The organism is Maribacter aquimarinus, from assembly GCF_047345505.1.
Classification (GTDB): domain Bacteria; phylum Bacteroidota; class Bacteroidia; order Flavobacteriales; family Flavobacteriaceae; genus Maribacter.
The window spans coordinates 219155-244188 of sequence record NZ_JBLFEO010000003.1; the positions used below are offsets into that span (position 1 = coordinate 219155).

At 51.0% G+C, this 25034-nt stretch carries 22 protein-coding genes and 1 other RNA gene; 16 read left to right on the forward strand and 7 right to left on the reverse strand.

The window, feature by feature from the left end; genetic code table 11:
* The first annotated feature begins 3 nt into the window (after nt 1–3).
* The 8 genes from ACKWCC_RS03650 (at nt 4) to ACKWCC_RS03685 (ending at nt 10954) form a co-directional block, all read left to right on the forward strand.
* Nucleotides 4–1005 carry a ThuA domain-containing protein gene (locus ACKWCC_RS03650; protein ID WP_413994541.1) on the forward strand — a complete coding sequence of 334 codons (1002 nt, stop codon included), beginning with the start codon at nt 4–6 and terminating at the stop codon, nt 1003–1005.
* A 145-nt stretch (nt 1006–1150) separates the two neighbouring features.
* Nucleotides 1151–2845: an OstA-like protein gene (locus tag ACKWCC_RS03655; RefSeq protein WP_413994542.1), complete on the forward strand. Its 1695-nt coding sequence runs from the start codon at nt 1151–1153 to the stop codon at nt 2843–2845.
* A 9-nt stretch (nt 2846–2854) separates the two neighbouring features.
* Nucleotides 2855–4036, forward strand: coding sequence for an aspartate aminotransferase family protein (locus ACKWCC_RS03660; RefSeq protein WP_413994543.1), 1182 nt, complete (start codon nt 2855–2857; stop codon nt 4034–4036).
* 205 nt (nt 4037–4241) lie between these two features.
* On the forward strand, nt 4242–5633 hold the full coding sequence (locus ACKWCC_RS03665; protein ID WP_413994544.1) for a tetratricopeptide repeat protein: 1392 nt from the start codon (nt 4242–4244) through the stop codon (nt 5631–5633).
* Between the two features lie 24 nt (nt 5634–5657).
* A complete protein-coding gene (locus ACKWCC_RS03670) occupies nt 5658–6575 on the forward strand; it encodes a DUF368 domain-containing protein (protein ID WP_413994545.1) in 918 nt (305 codons plus the stop codon).
* Between the two features lie 12 nt (nt 6576–6587).
* Entirely contained in the window at nt 6588–7607 is a 1020-nt protein-coding gene (locus ACKWCC_RS03675) for a DUF368 domain-containing protein (protein ID WP_413994546.1), read from the forward strand.
* Nucleotides 7597–8334, forward strand: a complete 738-nt coding sequence (locus tag ACKWCC_RS03680; protein WP_413994547.1) for a shikimate dehydrogenase family protein — start codon at nt 7597–7599, stop codon at nt 8332–8334. The genes ACKWCC_RS03675 and ACKWCC_RS03680 overlap by 11 nt, the downstream gene beginning before the upstream one ends.
* Nucleotides 8335–8566: 232 nt before the next feature.
* On the forward strand, nt 8567–10954 hold the full coding sequence (locus ACKWCC_RS03685) for a DUF349 domain-containing protein (RefSeq protein ID WP_413994548.1): 2388 nt from the start codon (nt 8567–8569) through the stop codon (nt 10952–10954).
* A 243-nt stretch (nt 10955–11197) separates the two neighbouring features.
* Here the strand turns inward: ACKWCC_RS03685 and rny are convergent, their stop codons facing one another.
* The 4 genes from rny to ACKWCC_RS03705 form a co-directional block, all read right to left on the reverse strand.
* On the reverse strand, nt 11198–12766 hold the full coding sequence (gene rny / locus ACKWCC_RS03690; protein WP_413994549.1) for a ribonuclease Y: 1569 nt from the start codon (nt 12764–12766) through the stop codon (nt 11198–11200).
* A gap of 51 nt (nt 12767–12817) precedes the next feature.
* Nucleotides 12818–12927: non-coding RNA, 6S RNA (ssrS, locus tag ACKWCC_RS03695), on the reverse strand.
* A 56-nt stretch (nt 12928–12983) separates the two neighbouring features.
* Complete coding sequence (locus tag ACKWCC_RS03700; RefSeq protein ID WP_413994550.1) at nt 12984–13280, reverse strand: cell division protein ZapA; 297 nt, start codon at nt 13278–13280, stop codon at nt 12984–12986.
* 15 nt (nt 13281–13295) lie between these two features.
* Nucleotides 13296–13586 (reverse strand): hypothetical protein, encoded by a 291-nt coding sequence (locus ACKWCC_RS03705; protein WP_413994551.1) that lies wholly within the window; start codon nt 13584–13586, stop codon nt 13296–13298.
* Between the two features lie 207 nt (nt 13587–13793).
* On the opposite strand from ACKWCC_RS03705, the gene ACKWCC_RS03710 reads away from it, so the two are divergent.
* The 3 genes from ACKWCC_RS03710 to ACKWCC_RS03720 are packed head-to-tail and all read left to right on the forward strand — an operon-like array spanning nt 13794 to nt 18601.
* Complete coding sequence (locus tag ACKWCC_RS03710; RefSeq protein WP_413994552.1) at nt 13794–15461, forward strand: M23 family metallopeptidase; 1668 nt, start codon at nt 13794–13796, stop codon at nt 15459–15461.
* Nucleotides 15458–17932 carry a TonB-dependent receptor gene (locus tag ACKWCC_RS03715; RefSeq protein WP_413994553.1) on the forward strand — a complete coding sequence of 825 codons (2475 nt, stop codon included), beginning with the start codon at nt 15458–15460 and terminating at the stop codon, nt 17930–17932. Before ACKWCC_RS03710 ends, ACKWCC_RS03715 begins: the two co-directional genes overlap by 4 nt.
* A 9-nt stretch (nt 17933–17941) precedes the next feature.
* Nucleotides 17942–18601, forward strand: a complete 660-nt coding sequence (locus ACKWCC_RS03720; RefSeq protein WP_413994554.1) for a hypothetical protein — start codon at nt 17942–17944, stop codon at nt 18599–18601.
* On the opposite strand, the gene ACKWCC_RS03725 is transcribed toward ACKWCC_RS03720, so the two are convergent.
* The gene (locus tag ACKWCC_RS03725) at nt 18598–19746 is read right to left on the reverse strand and encodes a cysteine desulfurase family protein (RefSeq protein ID WP_413994555.1); all 1149 of its coding nucleotides are present in this window, start codon (nt 19744–19746) and stop codon (nt 18598–18600) included. The genes ACKWCC_RS03720 and ACKWCC_RS03725 overlap by 4 nt on opposite strands.
* A gap of 108 nt (nt 19747–19854) precedes the next feature.
* Between ACKWCC_RS03725 and ACKWCC_RS03730 the strand changes: the two genes are divergently transcribed.
* Entirely contained in the window at nt 19855–20358 is a 504-nt protein-coding gene (locus tag ACKWCC_RS03730; protein ID WP_413994556.1) for a hypothetical protein, read from the forward strand.
* On the opposite strand, the gene ACKWCC_RS03735 is transcribed toward ACKWCC_RS03730, so the two are convergent.
* On the reverse strand, nt 20353–20901 hold the full coding sequence (locus ACKWCC_RS03735) for a Smr/MutS family protein (protein ID WP_413994557.1): 549 nt from the start codon (nt 20899–20901) through the stop codon (nt 20353–20355). The two genes, ACKWCC_RS03730 and ACKWCC_RS03735, sit on opposite strands and share 6 nt — an antisense overlap.
* Before the next feature lie 42 nt (nt 20902–20943).
* Between ACKWCC_RS03735 and ACKWCC_RS03740 the strand changes: the two genes are divergently transcribed.
* The 3 genes from ACKWCC_RS03740 to ACKWCC_RS03750 are packed head-to-tail and all read left to right on the forward strand — an operon-like array spanning nt 20944 to nt 21938.
* Nucleotides 20944–21267 (forward strand): DUF2752 domain-containing protein, encoded by a 324-nt coding sequence (locus ACKWCC_RS03740; RefSeq protein ID WP_413994558.1) that lies wholly within the window; start codon nt 20944–20946, stop codon nt 21265–21267.
* A 14-nt stretch (nt 21268–21281) separates the two neighbouring features.
* Nucleotides 21282–21620 (forward strand): CCC motif membrane protein, encoded by a 339-nt coding sequence (locus tag ACKWCC_RS03745; protein WP_413994559.1) that lies wholly within the window; start codon nt 21282–21284, stop codon nt 21618–21620.
* On the forward strand, nt 21621–21938 hold the full coding sequence (locus ACKWCC_RS03750; RefSeq protein ID WP_413994560.1) for a hypothetical protein: 318 nt from the start codon (nt 21621–21623) through the stop codon (nt 21936–21938).
* An 85-nt stretch (nt 21939–22023) separates the two neighbouring features.
* On the opposite strand, the gene rocD is transcribed toward ACKWCC_RS03750, so the two are convergent.
* Complete coding sequence (rocD, locus tag ACKWCC_RS03755) at nt 22024–23301, reverse strand: ornithine--oxo-acid transaminase (protein ID WP_413994561.1); 1278 nt, start codon at nt 23299–23301, stop codon at nt 22024–22026.
* A 415-nt stretch (nt 23302–23716) separates the two neighbouring features.
* Between rocD and ACKWCC_RS03760 the strand changes: the two genes are divergently transcribed.
* Complete coding sequence (locus ACKWCC_RS03760; protein ID WP_413994562.1) at nt 23717–24892, forward strand: mechanosensitive ion channel; 1176 nt, start codon at nt 23717–23719, stop codon at nt 24890–24892.
* Nucleotides 24893–25034 lie beyond the last annotated feature (142 nt).

Consider the following 25034-nt stretch of genomic DNA (forward strand, 5'->3'; position numbering starts at 1 on the left):
GTTATGATACCATACACTGCCCAAAAAACGATCTTTTTATGGCTCACAGGCATTTTCTTGCTGTCCTGTGGCGATGCACCCAAGAAAAACACCGAGGTTACCGAGCCCAAAGCGGTAAACAAAACACCGCCGCACATTGTATTTGTCACCGGCGATGAGGAGTACCGATCGGAAGAATCCATGCCCATGCTGGCCAGACTGGCCCAACGGGAGCTCCAGGCAAAGGTCACCGTATGCTACGCCCTGGATTCCACTGGTATCATCGATCCCAACAGATCGGATCACATTGAGGGATTGGAAGCCCTGAAAACGGCAGACCTGATGGTGATGTTCACCCGGTTTAGAAACCTGCCGGAAACACAGCGCAACCTCATCTCGGACTATGTGGAATCTGGACGGCCCATTATGGGATTCAGGACGGCCACCCATGCGTTCTTGTACGAAGATGATGCAGACCTACAGTACTGGAACAATGAATGGCCCACCAAGGTATTTGGGCAGCAATGGATCACCCACCACGGACATTTTGATGACGGTGATGCCCCGCTGACCAAGGTCTCCCCCTTGGAGGAGCCACATCCCGTTCTTAACGGGGTGGCCCCTTTTGAGGCCTACTCTTGGCTCTACCACGTGGATGGGGGCGATTGGGAACTTTACGGAGACGCCAAACCCCTAATGGAAGGCCGTTCCCTGCGGTCCAAGCACCAAATGAACAACAAGCTGGACAAATTTCCCTTGACCAACCCCGTGACCTGGACCAAGAGCTACACCGGCGCCAAGGGCAAAAAGTCCCGGGTCTTCTTCACCACACTGGGCCATCCGTTCGATTTTAAACTGGAACCCATGCGCAAACTGTCCCTTAACGGCATCTATTGGGCCCTGGGCCTGGAAGACGCCATCCCCGAAGCGGGAACCAACGTTGCACTGGACCGGCCCTACGAGCCGAACAACTCCGGTTTTGGAATGAAGTACAAACCCAACCAGCGGCCCAAGCCCATAGAATGAGCGGCCAAGGAAGCTTCAACCGGGCAACAATACCAATCTACAAGTGCACTATCTGGCCGTAAACCACCAAAGCGCAACGGAATGCCAAAAGTCTGCCAATAGCCATCGGCCTAGCCAAAAAAAGCATAATTTTGAAAAAAATTGAATGGTGCGCGTTACGGTCCACTTTTTTCTGTCCCTGCTCTTATCCCTCTCGGCCATGGCCCAAGATGCCCCAGAGGAACCCAAGCAGATCAATATTGTGTACGGGGCCAATTTCACCAAAAACGAAGCGGAATACCCCGGTGCCTCCATTTTCAGCAAAGACGAAAGACAGGTACAGTTTGAGCACCAAGGGGCAGACCTTTGGTGCGATGTGGCCATTTATTTCCAACGGGAAAACCGCCTCCAGGCCATTGGCAATGTCTTGTTAAAACAAGGCGATTCCGTGGAAATGACCAGTGACCGCATCAACTACGACGGCGACATCAAGTTGGCCAAGGCTTGGGGAGATGTGGTGCTCACCAACAGTTCCATGACCTTGGAAACGGACACCCTACGCTTTGATCGGGAAAAACAAGAGGCCTATTATCAAGACAAGGGCAAGGTCATAGATTCGGCCAACACCCTTACCAGCCAAATAGGACGCTACTTTATGGAACTGAAAAAATACCAGTTCCGGGACAGTGTGCACATAGACAACCCCCAGTACATCTTGGATTCCGAGCAGCTGGACTATTACACCACCAGCAAGAACGCCTATATGTACGGCCCCTCCACCATCGTGGGGGACACCTACACCATCTATTGCGAACGCGGTTTTTACGACACCAAGATAGAGAGCGGCTACGGCATTAAAAACACCAAGATCAATTACAACAACCGCATTGTGGAAGGGGACAGCGTTTATTTTGACAAGGCCACGGAATTTGCCTCGGCCACCAACAACATTGTGGTCACGGACACCATAAACAAGGGCATCATCAGGGCGCACTACGCCGAGGTCTTCAAGGCAAAGGATTCCGTTTTTGCCACCAGGAGAGCGGTATCCATTTCGGTGCAGGAACAGGATTCGCTCTACGTTCATGGCGATACCCTTATGGTAACCGGTAAGCCCGAGGCCCGTATTCTCAGAGCTTTCCGCAATGCTAAATTCTTCAAAAAAGACCTGAGCGGAAAGTGTGACAGCATCCACTCCGAGGAACGCACCGGCATAACCCAGCTCATTCGAAATCCCGTGCTGTGGAACGTGGACAACCAGATGACGGGAGACAGCATCCACCTAAAATCGAACTTGGAAACGGAACAACTGGACTCCCTGAAGGTGTTGGGCAACGCCTTTGTAATTTCTTTGGACAGTGTGAGCATGACCGGCTATAACCAGGCCAAGGGCAAGGACCTTTTTGGCAAGTTCATTGAAAACGAACTGAAGATCATTGACCTCATCAAGAACACCGAGGTCATCTATTACATGTACAATGATGACGATGAGCTGATCGGCATTGATAGGACCATTTGCAGTAAGATCCGCATTACCATGGAGAACAATGACATTGATGAGCTCACCTTCTTTACCCAGCCCGACGGTGCCATTTATCCGGAGGCCGATCTGCCCCTGGAAGAGCGCAAGCTCACCGGCTTTATTTGGCGGGGGGATGAGCGCATCATGAACAAGGACGATATCTTTGATGAGGATGACAACAACCTTGAACTGGTGGTGATCCGCGGCATAGAAAACCCCATAGACATTGATGCCGAGGAAGAAGAGCGCAGTAAAAACCCATTGGATCCCGTGAACAACATTCCCGATCCCGTGACCACCGATCCGAAAAGTAGGACGGAACGGAAAAAGGCCAAATGACCCCTTAGCATGCATTCGGATTTTTTAAAATATCAGGCCCAGACCACGCCCCATCCCCTGGGCCTGGAGGTATCGCATGCCAAGGGCAGTTATATTTATGATGCGCAGGGCCGCGCCCATTTGGACTTTGTGGCCGGGGTTTCGGCCTGTGGCCTGGGCCACGGGCACCCCAGGGTGGTGGCCGCCGTAAAGGAACAGCTGGACCGGTACATGCACGTCATGGTCTATGGGGAATACGTACAGCGCCCCGCGGTGCAGTTCAGCAAGCTCCTGGCCCAGGCCCTGCCCCACCCCCTGGAAACCACGTATTTGGTCAATTCCGGCACCGAGGCCATGGAGGGCGCCATAAAGCTGGCCAGGAGATATACCGGGAGAAGCGAGGTGATCGCGGCCCACCACGCCTATCACGGCAACACCATGGGCAGCCTTAGCCTAATGGGGTTCGAGGAGCGCAAAGCCATCTTTAGGCCGTTGGTACCCGATGTGGCCTTCATCCATTTCAATGTGGAACGCGAACTGGAGCGCATTACCGAAAAAACGGCCTGTGTGGTACTGGAGACCATTCAAGGGGGTGCCGGGTTCATCCTGCCACATCCTGGGTATCTGGAAAAAGTAAGGGCAAGGTGCCAGGCCGTGGGCGCCCTTTTGGTGTTGGATGAGATACAGCCCGGATTTGGCCGCACGGGCCAGCTTTTTGCCTTTATGCACTATAACTGCGTTCCCGATATCTTGGTCATGGGCAAGGGAATGGCCTCCGGACTCCCGGTGGGAGCCTTTACCGCCAGTAAGGAGATGATGCAGACCCTGCAGGAGCAGCCCAAATTGGGCCATATCACCACCTTTGGCGGCAACCCGGTGATCGCCGCCGCCAGTCTGGCCACCCTCAGTGAAATCTTGGAGAGCCCCCTAATGGAGCAGGCACTGGAAAAAGAAAAGCGGGTTCGCCAGCAACTGGTACACCCAAAGATAAAGGAGATCAGGGGGCGTGGGCTCATGCTGGCCCTGATGTTGGAAGATGCGGAAACCGCCAACCACCTGGTGCTCCAAGCGGCCAAGGAGCAGCTGATCCTCTTTTGGCTTCTTTTTGAGCCCAGGGCCGTGCGCATCTCCCCGCCGCTTACCATAAGTGAGGAAGAATTGGACAAGGGATGTACCCTTATATTGGACATTCTGGATGCACTTCCGGCCTAAAAACGAAGTGGGCCGACCGCAGCCTTCCAAACCACCAAAATCCCTTGAAAAACGGAGGCGGACGGCAATCACCGCCCGTCACCAAGGAACAACGCACTCACGGCGTTCGCTCCTGTTAACTAATTTGTTGATAATATGAAACCCCGCCACACGTTCTAAAAAGGACAATACAGTAATTTTAGTTCACCAGAACCAATGAAGACTTATGGCGTTTGAAGCTAACGAAAGACCCAGTAGGCCCGTTACCAAGTTTGAATCCATGCTGAAAACGGACGACGTCTATTTTTTTGATGCCGAGGACTTTGAGGACATCATTCACCACTACCTGAACCACGGGAAGATCGCCCTGGCCAAAAAAGGCATTAAGATAGGCCTGCAACAGCACCCGGCGTCCATAGCCCTAAAGTTGCTCCAAGTGGAGATCATGGTGTTTGAGAACGATTTGGAAAGAGCGGAAACCCTGTTGGACGAGCTACAGCTATTGGACGCCAACAATGACGAAATCTACATTCAACGGGCCAATATCCTATCCAAAAAAGACAACCACCAAGGCGCCGTGAAACTGCTGCAAAAAGCGTTGAGCCTCACGGACAACAGCTTTGACGTACATTCCCTAATGGGCATGGAGTACCTCTTCATGGACGATTTTAAATTGGCCAAGGACAGTTTTATAAAGTGCCTGGAACACGATGAGGAAGACCACGCCTCCCTCTACAATGTGGTCTATTGCTTTGAGTTTCTGGAAGACAACGAGGGGGCCCTGGTTTTCCTGAACGATTACCTGGACCGCCACCCCTATTCCGAAGTGGCCTGGCACCAATTGGGCAAGCTGTACTATGCCGAAAAACGCTACCAAGAGGCACTTTCCGCGTTTGACTTTGCCATTATCTCGGACGACACCTTTTTGGGGGCCTATTATGAAAAAGGAAAGGTGCTGGAAAACTTGGGCCAATATGCGGAGGCCATAGAAAACTACCAAACCACCATAGAGATAGAGGACCCCACGGCCCAGGCCTTTCTCCGCATTGGCCGCTGTTACGAGAAACTGGGAGACCCCGATATGGCCGAATACTATTTTAAACAGGCCGTGCGGCAAGACCCCCAGTTGGACAAAGGTTGGTTGGCCATCACCAATTTTCACTACAGGAGAAAAGCCTATGAAAACGCACTGCAGTACATTGAAAAGGCGCTGAACATAGATGACAAAAACGCCAATTATTGGAAAAAGTGCGCCCAGATCCATCTGGCGCTAAAGCAATACGACCAGGCCGACTTTGCCTTCAAAGAAGCCGTGGAACAGGGCAATTATGACCTGAAAACCTGGTTGGGCTGGGCAGATGCGCTCCGCGAACTGGAAGATTATGGATCTGCCCTGGAGGTACTGGTGCAGGCCACTACCTTTTATCCGGAAAATCTGGAACTGGCGTACAAAAAAGTGGGCTTTTACCTGCTGCACCAAGACCCCATCAGCGCCAGGATAGCCCTTTTGGACGCCCTGTCCCTGGACCCTGAACACCACGGGCTGGAGCTCTTGGAAAAACATTTCGCATCCGTGGTGGATAATCAATGGGTGCTCCGTATCTTGGCCAAGAAATAGATTTCTTAACTCCAATACGGCAAAGTGAAGGGCAGCAGGAACATTACCCAACATCTTTTTATTTTTTTTAAGGGCATGGCCATGGGCATCGCGGAATTGGTGCCCGGTGTCTCCGGCGGAACCATTGCCTTTGTCACCGGCATCTACGAAGAATTCATAAGCTCCCTGAACAACATTAAGGGCCATACCTTTAAGGTATGGAAAACAAACGGTTTTTCGGCCTTTTGGAAAGAGCTTAACGGTCCTTTCCTCCTGGTGCTCTTCTTTGGCATGTTGGTGAGCATCCTGTCCTTTTCCAAATTGATGGCCTGGTTGCTGGACCACCACCCCATTCCGGTATGGGCCTTTTTCTTTGGCTTGGTACTGGCCAGTGTCTTTTTCGTGGCCAAGTCCATATCCCGCTGGCATTTGGGCACCGTGGCCCTTTTCCTGGTGGGCAGCCTGGTGGCCTATTTCATCACCGGCCTGCCCCCATCGGCCAACACCGGCAGTCTTCCCTTCTTGTTTTTTTCGGGTGCGCTGGCCATTTGCGCCATGGTGCTGCCCGGTATCTCAGGTTCTTTCATCCTGGTGCTCCTGGGCTCCTACAAGACCATCTTGGAGGCCTTGAACAATAGGGATTTTACGGTGATCATTACCGTTGGGCTGGGGGTGGTTTTTGGCCTGCTCAGCTTTGCCCGCATCCTTAAATGGCTCTTTGAACACTACAGGAACATCACTTTGGCCCTACTTACAGGCTTTATCTTGGGCTCCCTCAATGAAATATGGCCTTGGAAACGCGTATTGGAGGTGATTTCCCTTGGGGAAAAGGAAGTGATCATTGACGAGAATGTTTCCCCCTTTCTTTTTGATGGCGACCCAAGGCTGGCCTTGGCCATTGCTATGGCCCTTGTTGGTTTTTCCCTTATTTTTATATTGGAAAGAACCGCTCCGCAAAAATAAGTTCGCCCCAAAATGAGTCAGTCAAGAACATTATTGGACAAGATTTTTCTGGTCATAAAAGGACTGTGCATGGGGGCGGCCAATAAGGTGCCAGGGGTTTCCGGTGGCATTGTGGCCTTTGTGGGCGGGTTTTACGAGGAGTTTATCCATTCCCTGCAAAAAATAAACGGAAAGGCACTGAAACTGCTGCTCAACGGCAGGTTCAAAAGTTTTTACAACTATGTGAACGGTACGTTTTTAACCCTCATCGTGTTTGGGATGCTGGTGAGTTACTTTTCGGTCTCCAAGATCTTGGACTATTTTTTGGAACAAAGGGAACTCTTGGTCTGGGCGGCCTTCTTTGGCATGATCTTGGGATCCATTTACTACATAGGGAAGGATTTTGGGCATTGGACAAAACGCACCATTCTAGCCTCATTGGTGGGTTTGGGCGTGGGCATTGCCATTAGTTTTTTAAGTCCCGCCACCCAGAACGACAATCTCTTCTTTGTCTTCCTCTGCGGCATGATCAGCGTTTCCGGGATGACCCTTCCCGGTCTTTCCGGATCCTTTATCCTGATCCTACTGGGCAATTACGTGCTGTTGCTGGTAGATTCCGTAAATGCGCTCTATGATACCTTGGCCGAAGTATTGGGGGGAGATTTTGGCTTTGTCAATGATGCTGCCCGCTTGGACATGCTCAGTATCCTGGCCGTATTTACCCTTGGTTCTGCGGCCGGTCTGGTCTCCCTCTCCCACTTGCTCACCTATGTGCTAAAGCATTTTAAGCACATGACCACCGCGGTGATCTTGGGTTTTATCACCGGTTCCCTGGGCGTGGTCTGGCCATGGAAGAAAACCATCTTTCAGACCGATGACAATGGCGAGCTGCTCCTGGACTCCAACAACAAAAAAATAATCTTGAACTACGAACGCTACCTTCCCAACATGGACATGGCCGAAAATTGGTGGGCCATCTTCTACATCTTCATGGGCATTGCCGTGCTCCTGTTGTTGGATTGGTACGGAAAACACCGCAAAAATGCAGCATAGGTACGGCCTTATAGGCAAGGACATTGGGTACTCCTTTTCGCCCGGCTACTTTAAGGAAAAGTTTGCCGCGATGGGCCTTGAAGACCATCACTACGATAATTTTGACCTGCCCCGCATCGCCGACTTTCCGTCCTTGGTGGCCCACCAGCCCAACCTCAGGGGCCTAAACGTTACCATTCCCTACAAAGAGGCCATCCTTCCCTATTTGGATGCCGTTGAGGGCGCGGCGCGTGCCATTGGTGCGGTGAACACCATAGCCTTTGGAAACGGGCAACTCACGGGGCACAATACCGATGCCTACGGCTTTGCCACATCCCTGGCTCCCTTTTTGGAGAAACAGCCCCATAAAAAAGCACTGATCCTGGGCACGGGCGGAGCCTCAAAGGCAGTGGCCCACGTCTTGGCCCAATGGAACATTCCATTCCAATACGTTTCGCGGAGCGGAAAGAACAACGGCCTCAGCTACGCCGCCTTGAGTACGGAAACCATTGCGGAGTACACCCTTATCGTGAACTGCTCTCCGGTGGGCACGTTTCCCAAGATAACGGACAAACCAGATCTTCCCTACGGTGGCATTACCCCCCGGCACCTGCTTTACGACCTGATCTACAACCCGGCCAAAACGGCTTTCTTGGCAGAGGGCGAACAAAGGGGGGCAGCCATTTCCAACGGCCTTGAAATGCTGAGACAACAGGCGGAAAAGGCCTGGGAAATCTGGACCCGATAAGGCTGGGCGTCTCTAGGAAAATAGGTTTTTCCGGGTTTTTCCAAGCCTTGTTCCCGTGGGCCCAAAACCATTTCAACCAACTCATTTTCAATTATTTGTATGCCCTTGTGCGCATAGCCCCCCGTGAAGCGACCTTAAAGTAGGTGCTCTTGGGCAACACCCAAAAAGAAAATGGATATCCTTGGCGGTTCTTTGTCTTGTCACTATCTTGTACCAATATAGAACAAAGGTCATGGCTACAGAAGAACAAAGGGAAGCGCCCAAGAAAGGGGCAGATGATAAGGCATTGGAAACCAATGAACCCAAGGAAACGACCAACACGGTCCTGGAAAAAGATGCCCTGAAAGCGGAGAAACAGGCCGAAGAAGAAAGCACCCCCAACCCTGCCGAACCTGGACCGGAGGAAAAAGGGACTGCCCAGAACAAATCGGGAGAAGCCGTTGATGGTGCCGATCAAGGGGAAAAGAACGTTTCCGGGCAAGAACCGAAAGGAACCGGTGCCCCCATAAAAGAAGCCTCCTTGAACTTGCCGGCAGATGAACCCCAGACCGAAGCACAGCAGGCAACGGAAACGGTTGAAGCGATGGCGGACACGGAACCAAAAGCTGCGGATGCCCAGCCCACTCCCGAGCCAGCAGTTGCCACGGACGCCAAAGAGGAGGGAACAAAGGAAAACGGAATGGCAGCTGTGGTGGCCACGGCTTCACAAAAAGACCCTTTAACCCAGAAAACCGGCGAAGCGGCTCCTGGAAAAGAATCGGAAAAGGAAGCCATACAAGACGAGATCGACGATACCAATGCCGAAGATGCCGAGGACGGCCATACCGCGAAACGACACCATATTGCCATGCCCGATTACCACGCCATGTCCATGGAAAACCTGGTGGGCGAATTGCAACGGCTCGTAAAAAACGAAAAGGTACAGAGCATAAAAAAACACGTGGACACCATTCGTGAGGAATTCAACCAAAAGTTTAAGGCCTTCCTGGATGAAAAAAAGGAAGATTTCGTGGGCAATGGGGGCAACGAAATAGACTTTAAGTACAACTCCGTCACCAAACGGCAATTCAATGAAGTCTATGCCGAATACAGGGAAAAGCGCAACCAGCACTACAAGAGCCAAGAAAAAAGCCATAAGGACAACCTACAGTTGCGCCTGGGGCTCATTGAGGAACTCAAAGGTTTGGTGAGTGTGGAAGAAGATATGAACACCACCTACAACGCCTTCAAGGACATACAGGAAAAATGGCGCAACGCCGGACCCGTGCCCCGAGCCGAGTACAACAACGTATGGCGTACCTACCACCACCACGTGGAACGCTTTTACGATTTTTTACACCTGAACCGCGAACTTCGTGACCTGGATTTTAAGCACAATCTGGAGGAAAAGCAAAAGTTGGTGGTACAGGCGCAGGCCTTGGCCAACGAGCCCGACCCCAATAAGGCGTTTAGACAACTGCAGCTGCTGCACAAAGTCTGGAAAGAGGACATTGGCCCGGTGGACAAGGCCTACCGGGAAGACATTTGGGACCTGTTCAGTGCGGCGACCAAGGTGATACATGACAGGCGGCAAGAATATTTAAAAGATCAGGACAAGATCCACCAGCAGAATCTGGAAACCAAAAGGGACATCATTGAAAAAATCGCCGAACTGTCTGCGGCGCCCGCCAGCAGCCACAAGGGAATACAGGGCCAGATAAAGACCCTGGAATCCCTGAGAAATTCTTTTTTTAGCACAGGCAAGGTACCCCAGAAAGAGAACGAGAAGACCTGGGCCGCCTTCAAGGAGGCGGTAAGGAGCTTTAACCGGCACAAGAATGCCTTTTATAAAAACCTGAAACAGGAACAACAACAAAACCTGGACAAGAAAAGGGCCCTGCTCCAAACCGCGGAATCCCTGAAGGAGAGCGAAGATTGGGACACCGCCACCCCTGAGATGAAACGCATCCAGGCAGAGTGGAAACAAGTGGGCCATGTTCCCAGAAAGTATTCGGACAAGTTATGGAAATCCTTCAAGGCGGCCTGCAACCATTACTTTGATCGGTTCAATGCCAGCAAAAACAGCGCCTATAAGGTAGAGGAAGACAATTACCGGAAAAAAGAGGAGATCATGACCCGCCTCAAGGGTTTTGCGCCCAGTGGCGAGCGCGAGGTGGACTTGGACACCATTAAGGGATTTTTGACCGAATGGAAATCCGTTGGAAACGTGCCTTACAAGAAAAAGCACCTTAACCAGAAATTCCACAAGATCATCGATGCCCTTTTTGAAAAACTGAACGTGGGGCGCCAAGAGGCGGAATTACTGAAATACGGGAACAAGATACAGCGTTTGGCCCAAGATGACGATCAAGAAAGGGCCATTGGGCACGAACGCTCTTTTGTGCGAAAAAAAATAGCGGAGAGCAAGGAGGAAATACTCCAACTGGAAAACAACCTACAGTTTTTCTCCGGTTCGTCCGAAGACAGCCCCTTGGTACAAGATGTGGTAAAGCGCTTGGAAAAGAACAAAGAGGCCCTGGAAGCCTGGAAGGCCAAGTTGAAGAAACTGAACATCATGGAAAACTCGCTTCACCGTGCTGCGGAAAAAGAGAACAGCGCAGCGCAAGAGGAAGAGGAATAGCGGCCACAAGACAGGCTGGGCGTACCCATAAAAAGACGGCAGCCTTCGATCAAGTCGGTCGGTACCGGGGAGCCAACGGTAGCGCAAGGGGGATGCCAAGGTTTCATCCTTCTCGCTTAACCGCTGGCATACAAAAGACCAAAGCTGGGGCCAGTTCCTGTTCCCCATGTCCGCCACCGCTGGGCACCATTCCATAAAAAAAGCCCCGAGAAATCGGGGCTTTTTTTATGGGGCACAAAGCGCTTATTTGGCAACGTTCACGGCGCGGGTCTCTCTGATCACGGTCACCTTTACCTGACCGGGATAGGTCATGTCCGTTTGTATTTTCTGTGATATTTCAAAGGAAAGTTGGGCGGCCTTGTCATCGTTCACCTTTTCGCTTTCCACGATAACGCGCAATTCCCTACCGGCCTGTATGGCGTAGGCCTTTTGCACCCCTCCAAAACCAAAGGCTATTTCCTCCAGATCCTTCAATCGCTGTATGTAGGAATCCAGTACCTGCCGCCTGGCTCCGGGCCGGGCACCGCTAATGGCGTCACATACCTGTACTATGGGCGCGATCAGGGTCTTCATTTCCACCTCGTCATGGTGGGCCCCAATGGCGTTGCAGACCTCCTCCTTCTCGCCGAACTTCTCGGCCCACTGCATGCCCAAAATGGCGTGCGGGGTCTCCACCTCAGCTTCGGAATTGGGCACCTTGCCAATATCGTGCAGGAGTCCGGCCCGTTTGGCCAATTTGGGGTTTATGCCCAGTTCTGAGGCCATTACGCCACAGAGTTTGGCCACTTCACGGGAATGCTGCAAGAGGTTCTGGCCGTAAGAGGAGCGGTATTTCATGCGCCCCACGGCACGCACCAACTCCGGATGCAGGCCATGAATGCCAAGGTCGATCACCGTGCGCTTGCCAATTTCCACGATTTCCGACTCGATCTGCCTCTCGGTCTTTTTTACGATCTCCTCGATGCGGGCGGGATGGATGCGCCCATCCGTGACCAATTTGTGCAAGGACAAGCGGGCCACCTCCCGGCGCACGGAATCAAAACAGGACAGAATGATGGCCTCGGGGGTATCGTCCACAATGATCTCCACGCCCGTGGCAGATTCCAAGGCCCTGATATTGCGGCCCTCCCTGCCTATAATGCGCCCCTTGACATCGTCCGATTCTATGTTGAAAACAGAGACACAGTTCTCCACGGCCTCTTCGGTTCCAATGCGCTGTATGGTATTGATCACAATTTTGCGGGCCTCCTGTTGTGCGGTGAGCTTGGCCTCTTCCACCGTGGCCTGGATGAAGCTCATGGCGTCTGACTTGGCGGTTTCCCGCAGGCTCTCCACCAACTGGCTCTTGGCCTCGTCTGCAGACAGACCGGAAATGACCTCCAGTTGCTGGACTTGGTTGGTGTGCATTTTTTCCAGTTCTGCCTGTTTTTTTTCAAAGAACTCCTTGCGCTGCTCCAAATCCTTGAGCTTATTTCCCAGTTGGGCATTGAGCTGCTTGTTCCTGGAAAGCTCACTGCTTACCTGTGACTCCTTGTCCCTGATCCGCTTGTGGGCCTCATTGATTTTTTTGTCCTTGTTTATAATGACCTTTTCATGCTCTGCCTTGAGCTCCAGGAACTTCTCCTTGGCCTGCAGTATTTTGTCCTTTTTAATGCTCTCCCCTTCCTTTTCGGCCTCTTTCAAGATCTGGGATGCTTCCCGTTTTGCATTGGCCATGATCTTGGAAGCCTTTCCCTTTTCCAAATATTTGGCCACGCCAAAACCAATGGCCAAACCAATTACTACCCCTATTACAATTGCTATGATATCCATGATTATCTAATGTTTATGATAAAAAAAGCCCACATTGGAGAAGTTTTGTACAAACTCCGAAAAACAGGTTTAGGGCTAACAGACTGATCAATAATCCCTATACGAGTAGGGCACGCTTTTACAATCTAAACTCACCCTTTTTAAACAAATTAGTGTTGAGTTCGTCAAAAGGTATTACCAATGTGGGCAGTAACTTTGCTTATTTTAAAGAACGTATTTATTTCAAGGCCAATTTTTGGCTCACCAAATGCTCCAGGGCCTGCAGGCGTTCCTGCGCTTCCATGTTCCCCTCGGTGTGCTCTATGCCCCGTTGCTCTATTTTGGAGGCAAACTGCAGGGCGCACATGGCAAGCACGTCCTGTTTGTCCCTAACGGCATAATTCTGCTCAAATTTTTTGGCCAATTGTTCAATGTTCTTGGCCGCTTTTCGCAAACCTTCCTCCTGCTTGGGGTCTATGGTCAAAGGATATACCCGATCGGCAATGGACAGTTTTATTTTGAGCTTTTCTGACATACAAGGTACAAAACATTATTCAGAAAGTTGGGCAATGCAATGGTCCAACTCCCGTATCAATGTGTTTATTTTGAGCTTGGCTTCGGTTTTATCTGTATTACTGCCCAGCATTGAACTTGCAAGTTTCAAAGAATTGTAACGCTCTTCCCAGTCTGCCGCCTCTTTGGAGATGTTCAGCTGGGTTTCCCGCAGTGCGGTTAGCTCGTTTGCCAATTTTTGGTTGGTGCCCTGAAGCACATCCAACCTGTGCAGCAACTTGCTAACTTTGTTTTCCAAGGAATCAACGATATGGATCAATTCTCCCATACAAAATTTCAACGCTAGTAACACAAAGTTAACATTAGTGGGCAGATTGGCCAATTCTTTTTTCATTATTTCTGTGGGGCTCCCGTACCCTTACCGTTTTCACGGGGAGCCATTTCCCTTTTTAACAGCCCGGCCTTTTAACATTGCTGCCCGTTTCCTATTTTCGCAGGCATATTTATGGCCATGGGAAGAAAAGTGTTTTTTTTAATGTTTCTTAACGTCCTTTGGGTATTTGGGCAGGATACCTATCCCAAAGATCTGTTTACGCCCCCCATGGACATTCCCATTATCCTCGCCGGCACCTTTGGCGAACTGCGGTCCAACCACTTTCACGCGGGCATAGACATAAAGACCCAACAGCGGGAGGGCATCCCCATAAAGTCCATTGGCAAGGGCACCGTGACCCGTATCAAAGTGGCCCATTGGGGCTACGGCAAGGTGCTCTACATTGCCCATCCCAGCGGGCACACCTCCGTTTACGGCCACCTGCAGAAATTTTCGCCCAGCATAGAGGCCTACGTAAAAAAGGTACAGTACCAAAAAGAGTCTTACGAAGTGGAGATTTTTCCGGATTACGGAGAACTTACCGTAGATCAGGGCGAGTTGATCGCCTACGGCGGAAACACGGGCAGCTCCTCGGGGCCCCACCTACATTTTGAAATAAGGAACAGTGTCTCCCAAAAACCGACCAACCCCTTGCTCTACGGCATTGAGGTCGCAGACGCCACCAACCCTACACTGGAAAAACTCTTTGCCTACCCCATGTCCAAAAACGGGCATGTGAACCAAAGCCAGCAAAGAATACAGCTCAGCTACAGCCGGCAGACAGACGGAACCTTCCTGGCAGACAGGGTCACGGCGCTGGGGAAAGTGGGCCTTGGTTTTGTGGGTTTTGATCGGCTGGACATGGCCGCGAACAAAAACGGACTCTATGCCGTGAACCTCAAAGTGAACGGCACGCTGCACACGGCGTATAATTTTGAAACCTTCTCCTTTGGGGAAACCCGATACATAAACACCTTTATAGACTATGAATACTTTGGAAAATACCGCCAGCGCATTCAAAAAACCTTCCGTTCCCCGGGCAATAACCTGAGTATTTACAGCAAACTAAACAACGATGGCCTGGTTGACATCAAGGAGGGAATGAGCTACACCCTGACCATTGAAATGTTAGATCTGGCCGGCAACAAGACCGTTCTGAACATCCCGGTAACGGGCAAAAAGGAAACCATAACCCAGGCGCGGAAAGAAGATGCCACTTCCCACTTTGTGCTGGCAAAAAAGCCCAACAACTACGATCTGGGAATTGCCAAGGTATATTTTCCCGAAAACACCTTCTACGAGGACTTTTACATTGATTTGGAAAAGGGCAGTGATACCGTAAAAATCCATGACAATTCGGTGCCCGCCCACCGAAACTTCACCCTTAGCTTTGACGTTTCCAAATACACGGCGGCGGAGCGGGAACAACTGTTCATAGCGCGTCTGGACAGCAAGCTGAAACCTTCTTACCGAAGTACGTACAAACGCGGGGACACCTTTACCACGAGAACCCGTTTTCTGGGCACCTACACCTTGGCCAAGGACAGCGTTCCGCCCAGCATTCGCACCAAAAACTTCAAGGAAAAACAATGGCTAAACAACTACAGCTACCTTAGCGTGCACATTGCAGATGACCTCAGCGGCATAAAATCGTACCGGGCCACCCTGAACGGGGAATGGATATTGATGGAATACGAACCCAAAAAGAACACCCTCACCTATAATTTTGACGATAAGATATTGGACAAAAAGCAATGTATCCTGGAAGTGACCGTTACGGATAATGTGGGCAACACCAATACCTTGAAGACCTCATTCTACCGAAAGTGACCCTTTTGAACCCGGCAAAGGTTCTGCTGCTTTTCTTTGTGCTCTGTCTTTTGGATGCCAGCGCACAAACCGCGACCATCACCGGGATGGTATTGGACGAGGACAGGAAGCCCTTGCCCAATGTGAGCATTCGTGCCGGAAAGATGGGCACCGCCAGCACTGACAACGGCTTTTACCTCCTGGAAATACCCGCAGATGAGAAGGTCACGGTGCTTTTTAGCCATCTGGGTCACAAAGACCTGGAACTCCGAGATCTGGTGCTCACCACCAACGAGACCTACCTGTTTAACCCCGTGCTCTCCACACAAGCCATACAAGTGGCCAGTGTTACCGTAACGCCCACGGGCCAAAGGCGGGCGGAAGGGGTGGAAACCCTGGCCACCGAAACCATAAGCACCATACCCGGGGCCAACGCCGGGGTAGAGAACATTTTAAAGCTCTTGCCGGGGGTTTCCGGAAACAATGAGCTCAGCACCCAGTATTCCGTACGGGGCGGCAACTACGATGAAAACCTGGTCTATGTGAACGAGATTGAGGTGTACCGTCCTTTTTTGGTGCGTTCGGCCCAGCAAGAGGGGCTTAGCTTCATCAATAGCGCCCTCTTGGCCGATGTGGCCTTTTCTGCCGGGGGCTTTCAAGCAAAGTACGGCGACCGCCTTTCTTCCGTTTTGGATGTTACCTACAAGACCCCCAACCAATTTGCCCTAGCGGGCGAAGTGAGTTTTTTGGGCGCGAGCCTGAGTCTTGAGACCCGCTCAAAAAACAAAAAAGTGAGCAGTGTAACCGGCCTAAGGTACAGGAACAATGCCCTGCTGGTGAACAGCCAAGAAACCAACGGCAATTTTAGGCCGGCCTTTACGGACGTGCAGCACTACCTTACCTATAGGCTCTCCGATAAATGGCACTTTAATGTCCTGGGCAACCTGTCCGTGAACAATTACAATAACCAACCCCTTGACCGCCAAACCAATTTTGGCACTATTGACGATCCCAGAACGCTCTTGGTAACCTATCAGGGTGAAGAGAACAACAGGTACGCCACGGCGCTGGGCGCGGTCAAGGCCACCTATGCATTGGGCCACCGTACCCACCTGAGGTTCATATCTTCGGTCTATCATACCACGGAAGAGGAATACTCGGACATCATTGCCCGTTACCGTTTGGGAGACCTGGATACCGACCCGGGCAGTGGCAACTTTGGGGAACCCTCCGCCACCATTGGCCTGGGCACACAATTTAACCGGAGCAGGAACGACCTGGACGCCCTGATCGTGAATCTGGAGCACCGCGGCAGCCATCGCACCAAAAAAAATGTGACGGAATGGGGCCTAAAATATACCCATGAAGACATTAGGGATCAATTGCGGGAAAGTGAGTTCATAGATTCCGCTGGATTTTCGGTACGGCCCCCTAGGCCCGAGTTTATGAACAATCAACCAGAAACCCCCTTTACGGCGCCCTTGTTGCCGTTTACCGGCGTCAATGCGCGTAATTTTGTGCGCACCAATAGATGGTCCGGTTTTGTTCAGACGGGCAGGCAGGCGCGTTGGGGCAAAACGGACATCCATTACAACCTGGGCATTAGGGCCCACCATTGGTCCGTTGGGGGCCAAGGACTTGAGCGCAGTTCGCGAACGGTAGTGAGTCCCAGGGGACAGTTTGCCCTGAAGCCGGAGTGGAAAAGGGACATGCTCTTTAGGCTGTCTGCGGGTTGGTACCACCAGCCGCCCTTTTATAGGGAGCTCCGCAACCTTAACGGAGAGGTGGTTCCCAACGTTAAGGCACAACGATCATTCCATACGGTGTTGGCGCACGAATACAGTTTTCTGCTGTGGGGAAGACCGTTTCAATTGGTGGGCGAAGCCTACTTCAAGGACTTGGACAACGTAAATCCCTATACCCTGGAAGACGTGCGCATACGCTATGCCGCAAACAATGACACCAAAGCCTATGTGTACGGAGCAGAGGCCAGGATGCACGGCGCCTTTGTGCCCGGCACCGAGTCCTGGATAAGTTTGGGGGTGCTCCGTACGGAAGAGAACCGCAACGGACGCGGCTTTATACCTAGGCCCACCGATCAGCGCCTTAAGATCGGGATCCTGTTCCAAGACTATGTTCCCAACATCCCGGATCTGAAAATGTACCTGAACTTGGTGTACCAGACCGGCCTGCCCGGTGGATCGCCCAACGATGCCGATCCCTATGTCTTCTTGAACAGATTAAGGGATTATAGGCGGGCAGATCTGGGAATTTCCTATATTTTTGCATCACGGCAAAAGCCCGGCCCCGATCGGGGTTGGCTTAAAAGGTTCAAGGAACTGAGCCTGGGTCTTGAAATCTTCAACATGTTCAATACCCAAAATGCCATCACCAACACCTGGGTTCGTGATGTACAGTCCGGAAATGAATTTGCCGTGCCCAATTTTTTAACTTCCAGGGTATTGAACCTAAAATTGCGGGCACGACTTTAAGGAACGATTATGAAGAACGTACTTTGCATGCTGATCGTACTGGCCGCCGGCCAGCTGTATGCCCAAAAGAACATCTACGAAAGCCCGCGTTTTGATGAATTGAGCCAGGACCACCAAACCTTGGCCATACTGCCCTTTCTCACCACCCTGGAACTCAGGGAGGCCAACGGAACGGAAGCATTGGGCGATCTGGAAGAAAAAGAGGGCTATGCCGTGCAGAATGCCCTGGAAACCTATTTCCAAAACAGACGAAAAAAGAAAAAATTCCCCGTTAGCTTCCAGAACATTAAGGATACCCGGGCCAAACTGGCCCAGAAAGGCATCAGCTATAAAAACATGGATGTCCATACCGTGCCCCAGCTGGCCGAAATTCTCGGCGTGGACGGCATCATATCCGGTTCCTTGGACCTCAATGTGCTCTTGAGCAAGGGCGTGCCCACCGAGTTCAGCGTGGCCGATTATTTTACCGGCAATTCCAATTACGGTAGAATTGGAATGAAAATAAGCGATGGGAACACCGGAAAGCTGTTGTGGAAATATGAAAAACAAATAGACAAGAAGACCGGCAAAAACACCGATGACCTCATAGATCGAATGATGAAGCTGGCCATACGCAAATTTCCCTACGAGCGGGAACGCAAACGGGACCGAAAGGGCAACAGCAACTAGGCGTTCACAAATTCCTTGAGCACGCCTATGGCATAGTCCACCTCATCAATGGTATTGTATTTGGAGAAAGAGAACCTTAAGGAAGGTTTCTCCAAATCTTCCCCGGACAGGATGGCACCCAGTACATGGGACCCCGCATCACTTCCAGATTGGCAAGCGCTGCCCTTGGAGCAGGCAATACCTTTCATGTCCAGATGAAACAACAACATCAAGGCTTTTTCCTGGGGCACCGGAAGCCGCACATTGACCAGGGTGTAGGTGCTCTTCTCCAAGTCGCCCGAATGTCCGTTGAAGGCCACCCCGGGGATTTCCGCTTTAATGCGGTTCACAAAATGTTCCTTGATGCCCCTAACGTAGGCCGTTTCCGCATCCAGGTCACCATAGGCGCGCACAAAGGCCGTTTCCATCCCCACAATGTTGTGAAAGGACTCCGTTCCCGCCCGGTGTCCGCGCTCTTGGGCGCCTCCCGAGATCATGCGGCCCAAGCCCGAATGCTTTCTGATAAAGGCAAACCCAATGCCCTTTGGCCCATGGAACTTATGTGCGGCCGCGGCCAGAAAATCCACCGGCACGGTTTGCACATCCAAAGGATAATGCCCTATGGACTGTACGGTGTCTGAATGAAAGAGCGCATGGTGCTCCTTGGCCATCCGGGCCACTGCTTGTAGGTCCAGGATATTACCGATCTCATTGTTAATGTGCATTAGGCTCACCAGCTTCTTGGAGTCGTCCTTTTTTAGCAAGGTCTCCAAATGCTGCAGATCAATGTTGCCGTGCTCGTCCAGATCTACGTACCACAGAAACACCTGGCCCTGGGCGTGCAGTTCCTGGGCAGTGTGCAGTACGGCATGATGTTCTATTTTGGAGGTGATGATGGTGGTGACCCCAAGATCGCGAACGGCGCATCGCAACACCATATTGTCTGCCTCGGTACCACCAGAGGTGAAGATAATTTCAGACGGATGGGCGTTGAGTGTCTTGGCAATGGTCTTTCTGGCACTCTCCACCGCCGTCTTGGCCGTTCTTCCAAAACTGTGCACAGAAGATGGGTTTCCGTACGTATTGGCCAGGGCAGTTTGCATTTTCTCGATCACTTCTTCCCGTAATTGGGTAGTGGCCGCACTGTCAAAATAAACATGTTTCATGTTCTACGCCGTTCTAACGGCCCAAAAATACTCCATTATTCCTAAAAGTGAGGCCATAGGGAACCATTTCCCAAGTCACATCTGCACAATTTCATTTAAATTTGTCCTATGAAACAAACAATGTCCCTTTTGGTTCTTTTGCTATGTTTGGGCTGTGATGACGGCGACCTGCCCATAGACACCATAGATTTTGATGAAATAGAGACCATTGGCTCCTGCGACCCCATTGCCGTGGGCAGCGCCAATGTCTTGTTTAAAATTAACGGGGACGAAGCCCTTATCCTTGAACTTCCCAATGGCCTTCTGAAAAACGAGGCCACCACCGAAGAGGTGATCAGCAATGTGCCCGGCGGCGCCAAAGTGACCTACCGTCTTTTTTCCGATAATGTGGACGACGGCTATTTTTGCGATGCCGTACCCCCTTTGCAGCCCGTGGTGATCCAAGATATAAGTGCCGCAAGTGGCCAGGTCATCGTAACCACCGTACCCAAGGATTCCATCGGTTTTACACATACCATTAGGCTCAGCAACATTAGCTTTCTCCTGGAAAATGGCGGCCGTATCACCGATTTGCGCATCAACGATTTTGGAACGGTCACTACGCCCCTATGATCCGGTGTTCTGGAAAATGTACACCTCCGTGGCCCCCATTCCGTACTTTTGGTAGTCTGCCGCATAGTACTTTAGGTTGTCATAGCGCCCAAAGAGATAGTGCAGCTCTTCCCGCAGCACGCCTTCTCCCACCCCATGGATAAAAACCACTTTTTGTATGCGCTTCTCCATGGCAAAGGCCAACTGACGTTTGGCGGTCTCCAACTGTAAATTCAGCATTTCGTGATTGCTGAGCTGCCCGGGGTTGCGCACCAATTGGTGAATGTGGAGGTCCACCTCCATTTTGGGCACGTTGCGCTCCTTGGGTTTGGGCGCGGGCCCATGCTTCCTTTTATGCTCGGTTTTTTCTTTTTTTATCTGGGCCACCTCGGCATTGGTTACCCTTATTTCTTCTTGAACCTGGACCAACTCCCCGGAATGGAAGCGCATGGGAAAGCCGTCTTCCGTAAGCAGGGTAACCTGGGCGCCGTTTACGGCCGTTACCCTGCCCTTTATGACATCATCCAAAACCTCTACCCTGTCCCCCACCTTATAATTGACCATACTTTTCTGTTTTTATTACGAAAATAATCTTAATTTTCCCCTTTGGAAACCTTACCTATGGCCAGGGCACTTGTTTTTACCTTCATTTTGGGCATTGAAAATTACATGCTACCGTGCTTCACGAAAAAGTTTCTGGGGCTGGATTGCCCCGGATGTGGGCTGCAAAGATCTGTACTGCATTTGGTAAAGGGCGAATTTGGCGCCGCCTTTTCAATGTATCCGGCCATATACCCCATTTTATTGTTAATGGGTTTCTTGATGCTGGACCAAGTGTACACCATAAAGTATTCCAACGGCATCACCTCTGCCTTGATGATCATCAGTGTAGGAAGCATTCTAATCAATTATATCTTAAAATTCATTTAAAAACCAACCTAATCATGGAAGAACAAAAATTACCCAATGTAACGATTGCCATCATACTTGGCATATTGTCCTATCTATGCTGCTGCATCAGTGGTGGTCTTGGAGGTATCCTTTTATCTGGAATTGCCCTTTTCCTAGTGAATAAAGACACAAAATTATATCAACAAAATCCTGATGTTTACTCTAATTTCAGTACACTGAAAACGGCAAGGATTGTTGCCATCATAGGACTTGTTTTAGGGATTCTTACCCTTTTCTACGTAGTTTTCACAATAGTTTCAATGGGTGGATGGGAAGCCTACATGGAACAGACCAAGGAAATGTATGAAGAGATGGGTATTGAATTTGAATAAATGGAAGAACAAGGATCACTACCGGGAGCCAGCAATGCCCTTACCTTTGGCATCTTGTCCATTGTAATCACCCTTTTTTGTTGTGGGCCGTTTGGCGCCATCTTTGGGTTTTTGGGCCTAAACAGTGCCAAACGGGCAGAGCGTGCCCACCGTGCCCAACCTCAGGCGGGCCTTTCCGGGATTGAAAATGCCAAGACCGGCAAGGTCTTATCTTATATTGGCCTTGCCATTGCGGCGGTACTTACCATCTTGGCCATTCTTTATTTTGGGGCTCTGGTGGCGATTTTTATGACCCTTGTGGCAGAGGGCAACCTATAAGCACGGCCTTGGCCATTAAAAAAGGGAGGGACCCCAGTACTGGGGTCCCTCCCTTTTTTTGGGTGGTGCCATTGGGCCGGTCGGGCTACTCCATTTCCTGTAGCGTGCGTTTTATAATGGCCACACATTCCAACAACTGTTCACGGGTCATGACCAGTGGTGGCGCAAACCTAATGATGTTCCCGTGGGTGGGTTTGGCCAATAGCCCGTTTTCCTTCAGGGCCATACAGATGTCCCAGGCCGTGGAGCTGTCTTCGGTATCGTTGATGAGGATGGCGTTGAGCAACCCCCTTCCCCTAACGCTTTTTACCAAACGGCTATGGGGAATAAAGGCATTGAGCTCTGACCTAAAGAGTTGCCCCAGGCGATCGGCGTTCTCTGCCAGTTGTTCCTCTTTTACCACTTCCAGGGCAGCCATGCCCACAGCGGCGGCCACCGGGTTGCCCCCAAAGGTGCTACCGTGGTTACCGGGACCAATGACCCCCATAATGGGATCGTTTGCCAGGACCGCCGAGACCGGATACGCCCCACCGGACAGGGCCTTGCCCAGAATCAAGATATCCGGTTTTACCTCAGGGGTGCCGCTGCAGTGCTTATCCGCACAGGAACAGTCTCCGCAAGTGGCCAACAGACGGCCGGTACGGGCTATGCCCGTCTGTACTTCGTCTGCGATAAAAAGTACGTTGTGTTCTTCGCAGAGCTGCTTGGCAGCTTTTAGGTACCCTGGAGAGGGCACGTGTACCCCGGCCTCTCCCTGAATGGGCTCCACCAGGAAGCCGGCCACGTTGGCGTTGTCCCGAAGTGCGGTTTTCAAGGCCTCGAGGTTGTCGTATTCAATCTTTATGAACCCCTTGGTGAACGGCCCAAAATTTTTGCGGGCCACGGGATCATTGGAAAAAGATATGATGGTGGTGGTACGGCCGTGAAAATTGTTCTCGCAGACAATGATCTGGGCCTCGTTCTCCGGAATGCCCTTTTTCTCATAGGCCCATTTGCGGCATACCTTCAAGGCCGTTTCCACGGCCTCGGCCCCTGTGTTCATGGGCAGGAGCTTATCAAAATGAAAGGTTTCCGTGGCGTATTTCTCAAACCTGCCCAACCAATCGTTGTAGAATGCCCTGGAGGTAAGGGTCAGGGTTTGGGCCTGGGCCACCATGGCGCCCACGATCTTGGGGTGGCAGTGCCCCTGGTTCACGGCCGAATAGGCCGACAAGAAATCATAATACTTCTTTCCTTCCACGTCCCAAACGTGTACGCCATCTCCCTTGCTCAGTACCACGGGAAGCGGATGGTAATTGTGGGCACCGTGCTTGTTTTCCAAAGCAATGGCATCTTGGGAAGTGATGTTTTCCAAAACAGACATAATCAATAGACATTTTAAAATCGTTTTCCGTTAAGACCATTGCCCTTATTTCCATCCCCTTAAAGCCCGCACCCTTGGTTCTGGGCCATGCACGGGCCAAAAAGGCCGAGATAAACGGATGGTCATGGGTGGTAAAACAGGTTGAAAAACGATTTCCATTAAAACTATAGCAATTCCTTCTGTACCTTTTTCTTTTCGAAATCCCGATGGACATCGGACCGAAAATTCAGCGTAGGAGAGAAATCATCCCTGAAAAGTGACGCTAAGGTAAAAAATAAAATCCGTCCGTACCAAACTTCACGGTAAGATGCGCCCAGAGGGTCCAAACCCAAAGCCCTTAGGGTAAAGGGATTGTGACCTATGCGAAAAGGGCGTGTCCCAAATATATACACTAACTAATTTAAAAAGACATCTTATGGACTTCTTAACGAATTTAACGGAAAACCTATCAACCAGCTTTGGCGAGTACCTTCCTGGAACCATCGCGGCCATTTTAATCTTGATCGTGGGATGGATCGTGGCCGGGATCATTAAGCGCTTGGTGACCAAGCTGGTGAAAAGAACCAAGGTGGACGATAAACTGGGGGCCAACCAGATGAAACTATCTTCCTTTATTGGAAAACTCATCTATTTCTTGGTCATGATCTTTGTGTTCATGCTGGCGCTGGAAAAGTTGGGGATGACCAACGTCTTGGATCCCGTTAAGAACCTATTGAACTCTTTTCTCACGTTTATCCCCAACATCGTGGGCGCAGGGTTGGTGGGCTATATTGGCTATATGCTGGCCACCATTATCTCGGAGCTCGTGGGGCTCTCAGGGGAGACCATACGGAGCTTTGTTCCCAAACTGCGCTTGCCCGAGAACATGGACCTGGTGGGCATTCTAAAAAAAGTGGTTTTTATCTTCGTGTTCATACCCCTTTTGATCACGGCCCTGAACATTTTGAACATGGAGGCCATCTCCTTGCCGGCCACGGAAATGTTGGAGCAGTTTTTTGCCGCCATTCCCAGAATCCTTGTGGCCGTGATCATTTTAATTTTCTTTATTGTGGGCGGCCGTTTTGTCTCCGGGCTGGTCACGGATTTGTTGGAAAGCCTTAAACTGGACACCATCTTGGGTGAAACGGGGCTTATGGGCTTTGACAAAAAAATGAACTTGCCCAAACTGATCGGCAACATTGTGTTCTTTTTCATTGTCCTGTTTGGCATCATGACCGCCATTGAGAAATTGGAATTCCATAGCCTTACCGCGCTTTTGGTCACCATTAGTACCCTGGCCGGAAATATTCTCTTTGGTTTGGTGATCTTGCTCGTTGGCAATTGGATCTCCCTGTTGGCACACAAGCACCTATCCAAGGGAAACAATGCTTTTGTGGCCTCCGTTCTACGGGTCTGCATCTTGGCCCTCTTCTTGGCCATGGGCCTTAAGACCATGGGCATTGGAGATGACATCATAAACCTTGCCTTTGGCATTACCCTGGCCACGGTTGCCGTTACCATAGCCCTTAGTTTTGGCCTGGGAGGGCGGGAAGCCGCAGGGAAACAAATGGAACGCATCTTGGAAAAGTTTAACAAGAAAGCCCAGGAGTAGCTGGTTCGCTTGGGTGGTTTAAGTGTGTACGGGGGCCAATGGCCCCCGTACTTTTTTGGTGCCGTCTGTCCTTACACTTCCATACCGCCAGGGCCACCATTACCAAAACAGCGGGCGGCATCGTTTACCCGGCCAGACCGTG